This window comes from Tangfeifania diversioriginum, assembly GCF_900141875.1.
Lineage (GTDB): Bacteria > Bacteroidota > Bacteroidia > Bacteroidales > Prolixibacteraceae > Tangfeifania > Tangfeifania diversioriginum.
Genome location: NZ_FQZE01000001.1, coordinates 207,236 through 222,745, shown reverse-complemented (window position 1 = coordinate 222,745; position 15,510 = coordinate 207,236). Strand labels below are relative to the sequence as shown.

Annotated in this window: 12 protein-coding genes; 10 read left to right on the top strand and 2 right to left on the bottom strand. The window is 42.5% G+C overall.

What is annotated here, in order from left to right; translation table 11 throughout:
- Window positions 1–482: 482 nt before the first annotated feature.
- The 9 genes from ileS (at window position 483) to folK (ending at window position 10,548) form a co-directional block, all read left to right on the top strand.
- Window positions 483–3,938: an isoleucine--tRNA ligase gene (gene ileS, locus BUC07_RS00915; protein ID WP_073164155.1), complete on the top strand. Its 3,456-nt coding sequence runs from the start codon at window positions 483–485 to the stop codon at window positions 3,936–3,938.
- A gap of 146 nt (window positions 3,939–4,084) precedes the next feature.
- Window positions 4,085–4,462 (top strand): TraR/DksA family transcriptional regulator, encoded by a 378-nt coding sequence (locus tag BUC07_RS00910; protein ID WP_073164370.1) that lies wholly within the window; start codon window positions 4,085–4,087, stop codon window positions 4,460–4,462.
- Between the two features lie 78 nt (window positions 4,463–4,540).
- Entirely contained in the window at window positions 4,541–5,248 is a 708-nt protein-coding gene (locus BUC07_RS00905; RefSeq protein ID WP_083578034.1) for a lipoprotein signal peptidase, read from the top strand.
- A gap of 91 nt (window positions 5,249–5,339) precedes the next feature.
- Complete coding sequence (cysS, locus tag BUC07_RS00900) at window positions 5,340–6,821, top strand: cysteine--tRNA ligase (protein ID WP_073164150.1); 1,482 nt, start codon at window positions 5,340–5,342, stop codon at window positions 6,819–6,821.
- Between the two features lie 139 nt (window positions 6,822–6,960).
- Entirely contained in the window at window positions 6,961–7,572 is a 612-nt protein-coding gene (locus BUC07_RS00895) for a riboflavin synthase (RefSeq protein ID WP_073164146.1), read from the top strand.
- Window positions 7,573–7,673: 101 nt separating this feature from the next.
- Window positions 7,674–8,276, top strand: coding sequence for a helix-turn-helix domain-containing protein (locus BUC07_RS00890; protein WP_073164143.1), 603 nt, complete (start codon window positions 7,674–7,676; stop codon window positions 8,274–8,276).
- 124 nt (window positions 8,277–8,400) lie between these two features.
- Window positions 8,401–9,129, top strand: a complete 729-nt coding sequence (locus BUC07_RS00885; RefSeq protein ID WP_073164140.1) for an SDR family NAD(P)-dependent oxidoreductase — start codon at window positions 8,401–8,403, stop codon at window positions 9,127–9,129.
- Between the two features lie 11 nt (window positions 9,130–9,140).
- Entirely contained in the window at window positions 9,141–9,494 is a 354-nt protein-coding gene (locus BUC07_RS00880) for a dihydroneopterin aldolase (protein WP_073164138.1), read from the top strand.
- A gap of 265 nt (window positions 9,495–9,759) precedes the next feature.
- Entirely contained in the window at window positions 9,760–10,548 is a 789-nt protein-coding gene (gene folK / locus BUC07_RS21215; RefSeq protein ID WP_245792594.1) for a 2-amino-4-hydroxy-6-hydroxymethyldihydropteridine diphosphokinase, read from the top strand.
- Here folK and BUC07_RS00870 read toward each other — a convergent pair.
- A complete protein-coding gene (locus BUC07_RS00870; protein WP_073164135.1) occupies window positions 10,542–11,303 on the bottom strand; it encodes an HAD family hydrolase in 762 nt (253 codons plus the stop codon). The genes folK and BUC07_RS00870 overlap by 7 nt on opposite strands.
- A 91-nt stretch (window positions 11,304–11,394) precedes the next feature.
- On the bottom strand, window positions 11,395–13,917 hold the full coding sequence (locus tag BUC07_RS00865; protein ID WP_073164132.1) for a LamG domain-containing protein: 2,523 nt from the start codon (window positions 13,915–13,917) through the stop codon (window positions 11,395–11,397).
- A 248-nt stretch (window positions 13,918–14,165) separates the two neighbouring features.
- Here BUC07_RS00865 and BUC07_RS00860 point away from each other — a divergent pair, with 248 nt between their 5' ends.
- Window positions 14,166–15,503, top strand: coding sequence for a Gfo/Idh/MocA family oxidoreductase (locus BUC07_RS00860; RefSeq protein ID WP_073164129.1), 1,338 nt, complete (start codon window positions 14,166–14,168; stop codon window positions 15,501–15,503).
- Window positions 15,504–15,510: the final 7 nt, after the last annotated feature.

Below are 15,510 nucleotides of genomic sequence, written 5' to 3'. Positions count from 1 at the left end.
ATTGCAGGGCATCAAAAACGAAAATACTTTTCAGCAAATAAAAGAATCATTACTGGCTTTGCCGGTTTTAGTAGTCGATCAAACAGAAGCTGCAATTGGGGCTGCGCAAAAAAGGAATTACAATCCGGAAATCGAACGATTGCCTCATTGCATTTTACGCTTTGAAAAACGGGGCAGAAGTTGTTCACCGCGATCGCGACTTCGATCTTATTTTCAAAAACCTGAAAATGTCGGACGTCAAGTCACAGCCTCACTCGGAGTGTGATTGCATTACTCACCCCGATTTCGACTTTGTCGAAATCACCCCTCTCTGCGCGCAGAGAGGGGCAGGGGAGAGTCTAAAAACCGTATAATGTTTTTTCATCGTGTTCGCGATTTCGATCTTTCATATCCCGATTTACTTTTCATTAAAACCCACGCTCCCCTGAAAAATTTCTATATTTGCATGTTTTTTTAAATCAGTACCGGAAACAACATTATTTATGGCAAACAGGTTTCAGGAATACAAGCAGTTAGATCTGTCGCAAATCAATAAAGACGTTTTAAAACGCTGGGAAGAAGACGATACTTTTCACAAAAGTATCACCACCCGCGAAGGACGACCGACCTTTGTTTTTTACGAAGGCCCGCCTTCGGCCAACGGGATGCCCGGCATTCACCATGTGATGGCCCGCGCCATCAAAGATATTTTCTGTCGCTACAAAACCATGAAAGGTTTCCGCGTGCACCGCAAAGCGGGCTGGGACACCCACGGTTTGCCGGTGGAGCTGAGCGTGGAAAAATCGCTTGAAATCACCAAAGACGATATTGGTAAAAAAATTACGGTGGAAGACTACAACGCCGCCTGCCGCAAAGAGGTGATGCGTTACACCCGCGAGTGGGAAGAACTCACCCGCATCATGGGCTACTGGGTGAACATGGACGATCCTTATATTACTTACGATAACAGGTACATTGAAACCGTGTGGTGGCTGCTGAAACAGATTTACAACAAAGGATTGATTTACAAAGGCTACACCATTCAGCCCTACTCGCCTGCTGCCGGAACGGGTTTGAGCTCGCATGAGTTGAACCAGCCGGGGTGCTACCGCGATGTGAAAGACACCACGGCAGTGGCGCAGTTTAAAGCCATTCGCAACGAAAAATCGGAATTTTTGTACGAAGGCACCGATTCGGATGTTTTCTTTTTGGCCTGGACCACCACACCGTGGACATTACCATCGAACACCGCACTGGCGGTGGGGCCCAATATCAGGTACGTAAAAGTAAGAACATTCAACCCGTACACCGGAATGCCCGGTAGGATTATTCTGGCCAAAGATCTGCTTCACGTCTATTTCGATGAGGAAATGGAAGGAAAAGGTTTTGACGAATACCAGCCTGGCGATAAAAAGATCCCGTACGAAATTCTTTCCGAATATGCCGGGACCGAGCTGGCCGGCGTGCAGTACGAACAACTGATTGAGTGGGTAAAACCCAAAGGGAAAGCATTTGAAGTAATTACCGGCGATTTTGTAACCATCGAAGACGGAACCGGCATTGTGCACATTTCGCCGACCTTCGGTGCCGACGATGACCGCGTGGCCAAACAGCACGGAATTTCGCCACTGGTGGTGGAAGACAAAGACGGCAAAATGCAGGCACTGGTCGATAAAAAAGGCCGGTTCTTCCCGACCCAGAATTTGTCGGAAGCGTTTGTAAAAGAATATGTAAATACCGAAAAATACCACGACTTTGCCGGCCGTCCGGTAAAAAATGCCTACGACGATAAACTCGACGAGGACGCACCCACGGTCGATATCGATATTTCGGTGATGCTGAAACGCGAAAACAAAGCCTTCCGGATTGAAAAGCACGTGCACAATTATCCGCACTGCTGGCGCACCGACAAGCCGGTGTTGTATTACCCGCTCGATTCATGGTTCATTAAAACCACGGCGGTAAAAGAACGAATGGTGGAACTGAACAACACCATCAACTGGAAGCCGCAATCAACCGGAACGGGTCGTTTTGGCAACTGGCTGGAAAACCTGGTGGACTGGAACCTGAGCCGCTCGCGTTTCTGGGGAACGCCGCTACCTATCTGGCGAACCGAAGACGGTTCAGAAGAAATCTGCATCGGCTCCACAGAAGAGTTGACTAAAGAAATTGAAAAAGCAATTGAAGCCGGTTTCATGGAGGTAAATCCGTACGAAGGATTCAAGCCCGGCGACAATTCAAAAGATAATTACGACATCATCGACCTGCACAAACCCTACATCGACAAAGTGGTGCTGGTTTCGCCATCCGGACAGAAAATGTTCCGCGAGCCGGATTTGATAGATGTATGGTTTGATTCAGGATCGATGCCCTTTTCACAAAATCACTATCCATTCCAAAACAAGGATAAATATGATCCGGCCTCCGGCAAAGGGGTGTTCCCGGCTGACTTCATTGCGGAAGGAGTTGACCAAACCCGTGGATGGTTTTTTACACTGCACGCCATCGCAACCATGGTGAGTGATTCTGTCGCTTTCAAAAATATTATCTCAAACGGACTGGTGCTCGATAAGAAAGGAAACAAAATGTCGAAACGCCTGGGCAACGCCGTCGATCCGTTCAATGCCATTGAAACGCATGGCTCCGACCCGTTGCGCTGGTACATGATTACCAATGCACAGCCGTGGGATAATTTGAAATTTGACATTGCCGGTGTGGAAGAAGTGAAACGTAAATTCTTCGGAACACTTTACAACACCTACAACTTTTTTGCGCTGTACGCCAATGTGGATGGTTTTAATTATTCAGATGAGGAAATTCCGCTGAACGAGCGCCCCGAGCTGGATCGCTGGATTATTTCGTTGCTGAATTCGCTGGTTAAAGAAGTGGGAGAGAGCTACGAAAATTACGAACCTACCCGCGCCGGCCGTGCTATTTCAGATTTTGTAACCGAAAACCTGAGTAACTGGTTTGTGCGCCTGAGCCGGAAACGTTACTGGGGTGGTGAATATTCAAAAGATAAAATTTCGGCTTATCAGACGCTCTATTCGTGCCTGGAAGCAGTGGCGAAACTGATGGCACCCATCGCACCGTTTTATGCCGACATGCTTTATTTCGACTTGAATAAAGTAACTCAAAAAGAGGCTGACCAGAGTGTGCACCTGGCTGATTTTCCGTCATTCGATGAAAAACTTATCGATAAAGACCTGGAAGAAAAAATGGCGATTGCACAGAAAGCTTCTTCCATGATCCTGGCACTTCGCCGCAAGGAAAAACTTAAAGTGCGGCAGCCGCTGGCAAAAATAATGGTGCCGGTGCTCAATCCGCGTTTCAAGGAACAGTTTGAAGCGGTGAAAGATATCATCCTGACGGAGGTTAACGTGAAAGAGGTGGAATTCCTCGCAGATACGACGGGTGTTATTAAAAAGAAAATAAAACCCAATTTCAAAACACTCGGTCCGAAATACGGGAAGCAAATGAAGCAGATTGCCGGAGCAATTGCCAAATTTTCGCAGGAAGATATTTCAAATCTGGAACAAACCGAACAAGCTGAAATTCGGGCAGGAGATAATAAGATTGTATTGTCGAAGGAAGATGTTGAAATTCAGACGGAAGACATTCCGGGATGGACCGTTGCTACCGTAGGCCAGATGACTATTGCGCTCGATATTCATATCACTGAAGAGCTGAAACAGGAAGGAATTGCCCGCGAATTTATCAATAAAATTCAGAACTTGAGGAAAGACAGCGGATTTGAGGTAACCGACCGAATTAATATCACCATCTTAAAACATAGTGAAATAGATGATGCAGTTTTAAAGCATAAAGACTATATTTGCGCGCAAACGCTGGCAAACGATCTTCAACTGGTTGATAAGCTGGATGATGATTCGGCCAGTGAAGTGGAAATTGATAAGGGAGTAGATACAAAAATAATTGTTGAAAAACTGAATAATTGATATGTTGTAAGGCCTAATTTGAATTGCAAAAATTTATTATTTTAGGGCAATTTTGAAGGAACCTGGCAGTTTGAGAATGGTAAGAGGTTTATAAGTTGAAATTGCTGAAGGTTTCGGGATTTAAAAATAATTTAAACCCTTTTATTATGGGAGAAAAGACCAGATATTCGGATGAAGAGTTAATGGAATTTAAACAAATCATACTTAGCAAGCTGGAAAAAGCGCAGGAAGATTATGAAATGTACCGTAATTCCATTACTCATGGCGACGGGAACGATACACAGGACACATCGCCAACGTTTAAAGTTCTTGAAGAAGGTGCGGCAACCCTCTCGAAAGAGGAGGCCGGTAAACTGGCTCAGCGTCAGTTGAAATTTATTCAACACCTTCAGGCTGCTTTGGTGCGCATCGAAAACAAAACCTATGGAATTTGCCGCGAAACAGGCAAGCTCATCTCCAAAGAAAGGTTGCGCGCCGTTCCGCATGCTACCCTGAGCATTGAAGCCAAAAATGGTATGGGATAGTTGGTTGACAAAAAGATGTTTTACATCCCGGATTTTTCAATAAGCGGAAAACATCCGGGTTGTTTTTTATCAGGAATAATGAAGAATAGACATATAAAACTGCTCGGGATAATATTTTTTATACTACTGGCCGACCAGGTGCTTAAGATTTGGGTGAAGACCAGTTTTTCACTGGGCGACGAAATTGTTGTTTTTAAAAATTGGTTCATTCTCCATTTTGTGGAAAATAACGGAATGGCCTTCGGTTTTGAGTTTGCCGGCGAATACGGGAAAATGATCCTCAGTATTTTCCGTATCGTGGCCGTAATTGCCATTGGCTGGTACCTGTTTAAACTGGCGAAAAACAAAGCAATCCCGTTTGGTTTTTTGGCAAGCATAGCCCTGATTTTTTCCGGGGCAATCGGCAATATTATAGACAGCTTGTTCTACGGGATGATTTTTAACCACAGCTACGGGCAGATTGCCGACATTTTTCCGGATGGTGGCGGCTACTCCAGCTTTTTGCATGGCAGGGTAGTCGATATGTTCTATTTCCCAATTCTGCAGTTTCAAATCCCGGAATGGTTCCCGGTTAGAGGGGGCACTGATTTCATATTCTTCCGCCCGGTTTTTAATATTGCCGATTCATCAATTACTGTGGGCATTTTTTCTATCTTGCTTTTTTACCGCAAACAGTTCAATAATGAAACCGAAGAGGAAAATGAGGCGGAAACTGAAGAATTAACTGATTCAGAATCTGCGAACCGTTCGGAAAGTGATATTGATACTTCCGACGGAACAAACTAACCTGAAATCATTAATCGGTGAGTCAAACGATTAAATTTCACAATTTTCCTTCATTTTATTTTACCTTTGTAACTCCTGATTAGTAAAGGTTATGGAACATCAATTGGTTATTTACAATACATTAACACGTAAGAAAGAAGTTTTTAAACCGCTGGTTGAAGGGAAGGTGGGATTATATGTTTGCGGGCCAACAGTTTACAGCGATTCGCACCTCGGCCACGCCCGTCCTTTTATTACTTTCGATTTGCTCTACAGGTATTTGATACACCTGGGGTACAGCGTTAGGTATGTCCGGAATATTACTGATGTGGGCCATCTCGAAAATGAAGCAGATGAATCGGGAGAGGATAAGATCTCGAAGAAGGCCCGGATCGAACAACTGGAACCAATGGAAGTGGTACAAAAGTACATGAACTCTTTTCATGAAAATATGAAGGAGTTAAATGTATTGCCCCCCAGCATCGAACCACGTGCTTCCGGGCATATCATTGAACAGGAGGAAATGGTAAATTCCATCATGGAAAACGGATTTGCCTACGAAGTGAACGGATCGGTTTATTTCGATGTGGAGAGGTACAACAAAAAATACAATTACGGAAAATTATCGGGCCGTAATCTCGACGACATAAAAACCAACACCCGCAAGTTGGAAGGCCAGGATGAAAAACGGAACCCGTTTGATTTTGCCCTTTGGAAAAAAGCAACGCCGGGACACATCATGCGCTGGCCGTCGAAATGGAGTGACGGTTTTCCGGGCTGGCACCTCGAGTGTTCAGTAATGAGTACCAAATATTTAGGTGAAATTTTTGATATTCACGGCGGCGGAATGGATTTGACTTTTCCGCACCACGAATGCGAAATTGCACAATCCACTGCCAGCATTGGAAAAGAGTCGGTACGCTACTGGATGCACAACAACATGATTACCATCAACGGCCAGAAAATGGCGCGTTCGCTGGGGAATTTTATAACGCTTCAGGAATTATTTTCGGGCAGCCACGAAATGCTCGAAAAGGCGTATTCGCCCATGACCATCCGGTTTTTTATTTTGCAGGCCCACTACCGCAGCACCATCGATTTTTCGAATGAAGCTTTGCAGGCCTCCGAAAAAGGGCTGGAACGATTGATGGCTGCCGTAAATTCGCTGGAATTGATTACCACTTCACCTGAAACGACCGTGGATGTTGTCGGCCTGAAAGAAAAATGCTATGCAGCCCTCAACGACGATTTGAACAGCCCAATTGCCATAGCGCATCTTTTCGATGGTGTCAGGATGATCAATTCGCTGAAAACAGGAAGCGAAAAAATTTCAGCCACCGATTTGGATGACCTGAAGTCATTTTTCAAAACTATGGTGTTCGATATTTTAGGATTGAAAGATGAAGAAGCTGCCGGTTCCGGGGATGATGAAATTTTAAAAGGCGCTATTGAATTGTTGCTGAACATCAGGCTGGAAGCCAAGCAAAACAAAGACTGGGGAACCGCTGATAAAATCCGCAACGAACTGAATGCGCTGGGTATTGAAATAAAAGACTCCAAAGAGGGATTTGAATGGAAACTAAGCCCCTCCTAACCTCCCCAAGGGGGAGGGATAGAGAAGGCCAGCGCAAGGAGAAGCCATGAATGTTGGTTAAGTAATAGATTAAATTGATAACAAAACATATATAAATATTAACGAATTTAATCCCCCTTTGGGGGAGATAGGGGGCTACATGTTTTCAGGAATAGTAGAAGAATTTGGAACGGTTGTAAAAATTGAAAAAGAGCAGGAAAATGTGCATTTTACGCTCACCTGTTCGTTTGCCGATGAGTTGAAAGTGGACCAGAGCCTGTCGCACAACGGCGTGTGTTTAACTGTGGTGGAAGTGAATAAGGCAGAAAAAACCTACAAAGTAACTGCCATTAAGGAAACGTTATTGAAGTCGAACCTCGGCTTGCTGGAAGAAGGTTCGAGAGTGAACCTCGAGCGCAGCATGGTGATGAACGGCCGCCTTGACGGGCACATCGTCCAGGGGCATGTCGATCAAACAGCTAAATGCACAAAAGTGGAAGAAGCCGACGGAAGCTGGTACTACACTTTTGAGTACGATTTTGATATTGAAAAAGCAAAGCAAGGCTACATGACTGTTGAAAAAGGTTCGGTTTCGGTAAATGGCGTGAGTCTCACAGTGGTCAATTCTAAAGATAATTCATTCCAGGTGGCCATCATTCCGTTTACTCAGGAAGTCACCAATTTTCATACGTTTAAAGAGGGTACCGTAGTGAACCTCGAATTCGATATCATCGGGAAATACCTGAGCAAGCTGAATACTTACAACCAGTAAGTTAAGGATTGCATAAATGACGCAAAAATGACGCAGGCCTGGCGTGTGGGCATAAAGAGACGGAAGTTACTTTTGTTTCCAACTTTTAAAAAAGCATAAAAATGAAGAATCAAGAGTTGGCAAAAAAAGTAAAAGAGTTAAGAACCCGGAAAGGCATGTCACAAGAAATGCTGGCAGAAAATGCAGGATTAAGTTTAAGAACAATTCAACGTATTGAAAATGGAGAAACTGAGCCACGCGGAGATTCACTTAAACGGCTTGCTTCAGCATTAGGAATTACTCCTGATGAAATAGTTGATTGGGCTCCCGAAGAGAATAATGGTTTTCTCGCAGCATTAAATATTTCCGTTCTGACATTCATTGTATTTCCGTTGCTTGGGTTGCTGGTTCCTCTTATTTTATGGATTTCAAAAAAGGATAAAATCAAAGGACTCAACGACGTGGCCAAAAAAATCATTAATTTTCAAATAACCTGGAATATTCTGTTTTTTGTTGGCTACGGTGTAATTATCTTAAGTGCGTTTATCAGGTTCAATGCCTCTCACGTAGTTGATGCAGGGATTATCCAGTCAGGAGTTTTCACTAAACTTATATGGATAGTGGTTTTATATGTGTACAACATTATTCTTGTTATCATAAATGCATTCAGGATCAATAACTATAAGAAGATTGTTGCATTTCCCGCAATTCGGTTTATCAGATAAAGGATGCCAGAGCACTAATTCCTACACAAAATGTTTAACTCTTCAATCTGTTTTCTAAAACAATTTTAGGTAAAACGTGTTTTGTTCAGTACAGATTTTATAGTTTTAACAAAACGTATTTTGAATGAACAAAACAGCACTCATTACCGGTGCGTCCAAACGAGTGGGGAAAGCAATTGCTGAACACCTTGCCGAAAAAGGATGGGGTGTGGTAATTCATTTTAATTCTTCAGAAAAACCTGCACAAGAATTGAAAGATGAGCTGGACCGAAATTTTCCGGGACAGGATTTTCAAACCATTCATGCCAACCTGGCCAACGATTCACAGGTTGAAAAGCTGATTCCGAAAATTATTGAGAAATCTGGCAAATTTGAGTTGTTGATAAATAATGCCTCGGTTTTTAATCCGGGATACATTTCGAAAACGAATCCTGAACTTTTTAATAGTCAGTTAAATGTGAACCTAAAAGCACCGTTTCTGTTAATCCGCGATTTTGCAAAACACTGCCAAACAGGAAATATCATCAATTTTGTGGATACCCGCATTACGACAAATAAATCGAATTTTGCAGCCTATTCGCTTTCAAAAAAAGGATTGTGGGAACTGACAAAAATGGCCGCACTGGAGCTCGCACCCGAAATCAGGGTGAATGCCATTGCACCGGGAGTTACACTGCCTCCGGAAGATAAGGATGAGTCGTACCTGGAAAATCTGGCTCAAAACATCCCCATGAAAAAGCCTGGAGGACTGGTTCCGATTCTGAAAAGTGTAGATTATATCCTTGAAAATGAACACCTCACCGGCCAGCTGTTATTTGCCGACGGTGGTGAAAATCTTGGGAAGAACGATTAAATCAAAAATAAATGGCCCGAATTAAAGTCAAAGACCTTTTACTACGAACTTACATCGGATTCAATCCTGATGAGTTGGTAAACAAGCAGGATGTGATTATCAATTTTGAAATTGAAACTGAAATCTCGAAAAAGGCGATGGAAGCCGATGAGCCGGTTGATATTCTTGATTATAAAACCATTACAAAAAGGGTGATTAAGTTGGTTCAGGAAGGGCGTTTTAAGCTGCTCGAAGTGCTCACTCAAAAAATTCTCGACCTCATAATGGAAGATGAAAAAGTGAAATGGGCGAGGGTGGAGGTAGATAAACCGCACGCGTTGCGTTTTGCAAAGTCGGTTTCACTATCGATGGAAAGTAGTCGGTAAGTCATGGTCTCACTCAAAGTGAGGCTATGACTATAAAATAAACAAAATGGATTTAACTGCTGGATATTATTACCATGTATTCAACCGTGGGAATAATTCAAACAAAATATTCTTCACCCGGGACAATTATTTATTTTTTTTGCGGAAAATGAATGAACTCATTTCTCCTTATGCGTCTTTTCTGTCCTGGTGTTTAATGCCAAATCATTTTCATTGGGTAATTTATATTCGCAGGGAAAGTCATACCCTCACTCAAAGTGAGGGTATGACTAAGCAAAGAACGATAAATCAGTCTATCGGAATTCTTTTAAGATCATATACAAGGGCAATTCAAAAACAACAAAACTTATCAGGTTCACTTTTTCAGAAGCATACAAAATCTAAAGCACTCATTGATGAGATTGAAATTGAGCCTTCCTATTGGGACAGTGCATTTGGAACAATTATTAATATACCAGAAGGAAAAAACTATCTTGAAACTTGTATCGAGTACGTGCATCAGAATCCTGTCTATTCCGGATTGGTGAATAACGCTGATGAATGGGAATTTTCTTCATTCAGGGATTATATTGGCTTGAGAAAAGGGAAGCTAATTGATTATGATTTACTAAGAAAGGAGAATATTATTTTTCATGCGCAGGAGAAAAGTCATACCCTCACTCAGAGTGAGGGCATGACAACCAACACCTCAATAATCAGCATCGGCTCCAACATCGATGCCGAAATCAACATTTCCAAAATGCTCGAAATTTTGGGGAATGAGGTGGAAATTATAAAGGTTTCGTCGATGCTAAAAACAAAACCCATAGGTATTGAAAATCAACCTGATTTCACTAACGGGGTCGTAAAAATCAGCACCTCACGAAGTAAAAAAGATTTAAAATCTCTTTTAAAAGCGATTGAAAATCAGTTGGGACGCAATAGGAAAGGGCCAAAATTCGGGCCGCGAACAATGGATCTCGATATTGTAGTGTGGAATGGCAAAATTGTGGATGAAGATTATTACACCCGCGATTTTCTCCGTCAATCAATTGATGAAATCGGGGGCTACTGATTTTCTTTAAATAATTTGTTTAATCCTGCCAGGCCATGAATTTCTTCCAAATCTTCAACCACCACATCAGCACCGTTTTTGCGGAGATCTTCCGTATTGTCTTTGCGGGCAATTCCCAGGGTGAGGCCAAAATTCCCTTTTGCCCCGGCCTGAACACCGGAAACTGCATCTTCCACAACAATTGAATTTTCGGGTGTGCTTCCCAGTATTTCGCAGGCTTTGGTAAAAATATCGGGTTCCGGTTTTCCGTTTAACCCAAGCTCTGCAGAAACAACACCATCAACTCGGGCACCAAAATATTTTTCCAAATCTACAGCTTGCAGCACCGCTTTGCAGTTTTTGCTCGATGATGCTACGCCCAGCTTAATTCCTGCCCGGAAAAGTTCTTCAATCAACTCAGCTGTTGAGGGATAAGTATCAGCACCTTCATTTTTCAGCACTTCCATGAACGCTTTATTTTTTTGGTTTCCCATTCCGCAAACTGTTTCTTTCCCAGGGGCATCCCCCGGGCTTCCCCACGGAATATCAATGTTTCGGGATTGGAGAAAGGAGGCTACTCCGTCGTAGCGTGGCTTTCCGTCAACATATTCCAGGTAATCTTTTTGTGTAAATTCTTTGAATGGTTCGCCGTGCTTTTTTTCTCTTTCTTTCAGGTATCCGTCGAACATTTTTTTCCATGCTGCGGAATGTGTTTTTGCTGTTTTGGTAATAACCCCGTCCAGGTCAAAAACTACTGAATCAAATTCCGGTTTCATTTGCTGACTCTTTTATTTTTGGCAGAATAAATATACAATTCACATTGGGCAGTTACTAATAAAATCTAAAGTTTATTGAAGCGTTCCAAAATCAATCCTGGTTAAGCTGGTCTTGAAAATGCCGTATAAATTGCTGATAATCCATTGGGTATTTTTCACCAAGTGTTTCACGGTATTTTGTGCAGAATGACTCGAAATGAAATTTAGCAAGATTGCTGTTTTTGCTCTGCTGAAAGGTCCAGATTTGCAAGTAAATGGCTTCTTCGTTCAGTTCGTCGTATTCCAGAATTCTCCGGGCAATGGCATCAATCAGCTCGGGTTTGTTCTCTTTTTTGTAAACAGCTGCCAGTTTTAACAGGTTGTCAATTACCTGGTTACCTGTAAACCCACGTATTTCATCGACCCAGGGCCAGTTGGTGCCTTTCAGAAAACGACCTTTTTTCACCAGCATAAAAAATGTTTCAAGTTGTTGCTTATCCATTCCTCCTGTGGTTTGGCAAAGTTTGAACGCTTTTTCATAGTTGCAGAAGAAAGGCTCAGTTATTTCCAAAATTAAAAATCCGTTGGATGAAATAATTTTGGCTCCGTCCATTTTTGCCAGTATTTTTCGAAGTTTGTTCAACGTAACTGCCCGGTTATTGGTGACTTTCTTTGCCGACAGGCTTTGCCACAGTTGCTCATTAATTTCAGAAACAGAAGCACCGCTTTGGTTTTTCAATGTGCCAAAAAGTATGAACAGAAACAGCTCTTTTATTTTTGAAGTAAACAGCCGGGTGATATCGTTGCCATCTTTATCAATTGCCTTGAAACTGCCAAAAAGGTTAATCTGGTTGGCATCGTTTTTATCCGGAAGTTTTATGGATGAATGCAGATTGTTGGTTCTTGACTTTCTGAAAATCAGCAAAAAAATGATAACCAGCAAGAATAGCCCGGCGAATATAAAAATGAAAAGCTGCTTATCTGACTTAAGAAAAACTGGTTGTGAATTTTCATCCTGAATTAAAATTAACTCGTCGAGCGCCAGCCGGCTGATTTCTTCTGAACCAAGCGGCCTGTCCCAAAAGTATAAATTATCGATGTAGCCGCGCAGGCTGGCACCCTGCGAAAGCGCGCTGCCAAGGTGGATATCACCCGTGCCTGAAAAAGGCGGATGCCCGGTGGAGCTGCCAATATTTCTTCCGTTCAGAAAAATGGCCTGCTCGCCGGTTTCAATAATGTAGCGCCATGCCAGATGGTACCAAATATTAGGTTTTAGTTTAACATCAGCACTAAAATCGTTGGCCCACAGCCCGAAGTATGGATTTCCGGATCGTAAGATCAGGTGCAGTCCACGCCTGTATTCACTTTCGTAATTTCCCAGAATGGCATTGTCGCCGTAGTCCAGGATCTCATTAAATTTCACATAGCAACCAACAGTAAAACTGCTGTTACGCAACCCGTAATTTTCAGGGGATCCTAAGTTCACGCTTGAACTTTCAGGAAGTTTGAGCACGGTTCCGCGTTCAATATCCTGTGAGAAAGTATAGTTGTCGCCAGTGAAAGTGGTTCCCGGGTTTATGGTATCGCTGATTGCACCATCAAAACGAAAACCGCTTACCAGTCCATCGCCAAGCTGAAGTGGAGTTGCTGTTATGGTATAATTTTCTGGAATTTCCATTTCGCTGGTTACAATAATATTCTGGGGTGACATTTCGTACCCGGGGGCAAAAGGTGAAATTGAAATTTCTTCACCTCCTCTGAACGGGAAACTGAAGCGCCCACCGGTAACAGCAACATCGGGGCTGCGCCAGTACAATTTGTCCATAATTTTTCCTGCTACCTGAACTGTACCGGTTACCCAAACGAAAGATTCTAATTGCGAAATGATGAAGTCGAAGTTAAAAATGTCTTTACCCACAAAAATAAAATTGGGGCGTTTCCCGAATTTTGTCCAGTTTTCGAGCAGAAAGTTGATATAATCAGGCACCAGGTTACGGCTTAAACTACTTGGGGGAGTTTGTGTAGGCAGATCCTGGAGTTCGTCAACCATAAACAGTTCGTGGTTTATTTCGTTGTTCCGGATATCGTAGGAACTGGAACCGATGAAATTTCCGGCTGAAATTTTTAAGGCATAATTTTCAGTATTGTGAAGTATCTGGCTTTGGTTTTCAATTTTACCGGTAACGAAGAAGAGTACGCGACGATTGGCCTGGATTAAATATTCGATTGAAGGCCAGGCTTCGCCACGCGGCAGATGAAAAATATAATCTGCTACCGCCGACTGCTGAATAATTGAATCGAGTAACTGGGGATCCCCGTCATAACGGAGGAACACCGGAATCAGTTTTGAGGAGTCATTGGTTGCCATTGAGTAAATCTGATCCAGAATAATGTCAAACTTTTGGGTGCTGTCGCGGATAATAACTTCATTATTGTTTTTGGTTAAACCAACTTCAATTCCGGTTTGGTTATTGGAGTGAATAAAATTCCAAAATTGTTGGTTGTTTACATTCGAACCATTTATTTCGGCAATAAGAAAAGAGGTCTCGGTAAATTCCCTTGCATTAGCTTTTGGGCTTATTGATAAAAAGCTGATAGCAAGCACCCAGAGCAGGTATTTAATTCTGAAATGCATCAAGTGATTTATTCATTATTAATTTTCAAACCTACTTAATTTTTTTGTTATTTTTATTAATAAAGATGATTTTTTGTACAATTATTTAAAATAATGATAATATCTGAATATTATTTATAGTGCATTAAATCAATATTTTATATTAATTGTTAATGCAGAATTAATCAGTTATTAATAGGTTTTTGGGTACTTGGTTAAGCATATACTAAGTACAGCCGGTTATACTTGTATTTTAGATTATAGCTGCAATGGAAAACAATCGAATTTCGCGACGGGGATTTTTGGGTAAATCGGCGCTTTTGGGAGCGGCAGGTTTTGCCGGATTAAGTGCAGTTAGCTCTTGCAGTAACTCTAATAAAGTTGACTACCAATTTCCACCACTCCATGAAAAAGCACCTGACGGGAAACCTTTGCGTGCCGGTTTAATTGGATGTGGGAACAGGGGAACCGGTGCTGCACTCAATTTTCTTTCGGCCGGAAACGGTTTAGAGCTTGTTTCTTTGGCAGATATTTTTGAGGATAAATTACTGGAGTGCCGGAATAAACTACAAAAGCAACATATTCAGCTATCTGATAATAATTGTTTTAGTGGATTTGATGCATTCAAAAAATTGCTCGAAGTTGATTTGGATGTGGTAATTCTTGCTACGCCACCACACTTCAGGCCACTTCATTTTGAAGCAGCCATCGAAGCCGGGAAACATGTCTTTATGGAAAAACCTGCTGCTGTTGATTCGTTTGGTGTCCACCAGGTGATTGCAACTTCAGAAAAAGCAGTTGAAAAAGGATTAACAGTAATCACCGGCACACAGCGCAGGCATCAACGCGATTACCTGGAGACCTACCGAAAAGTGGCCGCTGGCGCAATAGGCGAAATTACTTCAGCAAAGGCATGGTGGCTGAGACCGCACAGCTGGTTTCGAACACGGCATGAAAACTGGAGCGACATGGAATATATGATCCGTAACTGGAATAATTTTTGCTGGTTGAGCGGCGACCATTTTCTCGATACGCATATTCATAATATTGATGTGGTGAATTGGTTTTTGGGGCGCCACCCCGAGAGTGCAATGGGATTTGGAGGACGCGTTCGTCGGATGACCGGCGATCAATATGACTTTTTCAGTGTTGATTTCGATTTTGGAAACGGAGTGTCGTCTCACAGCATGTCGCGTGAAATTGATGGATGCACCAATTCACTTGGCGAGCAGGTTACAGGCACCGAAGGATATACGAATTGCAAAAACACGATATATTATCCGGATGGTACAATTAAATGGCAGTACCAATATTCTGAAAACAATGGTGGAACATCAACCGGAGTTGTTAAAGTTTCGCCTTATGTACAGGAACACATTCATCTGGTAACAGCTATCAGAATGAATGAACCCATTGTTGAATCCCGGCGAATGGCTGAATCTACCCTGACAGCAATTATGGGGCGCACCGCTGCTTATACCGGGCAAAAAATTACATGGGAAGAAATGATCCAATCAAACGAACGATTGGGGCCTGATAATTATGAACTGGGACCGGTGGAAATGGATTTTCCTGTACCTGTGCCCGGAGAAAAAATTAAAATTTAAAAGCGCA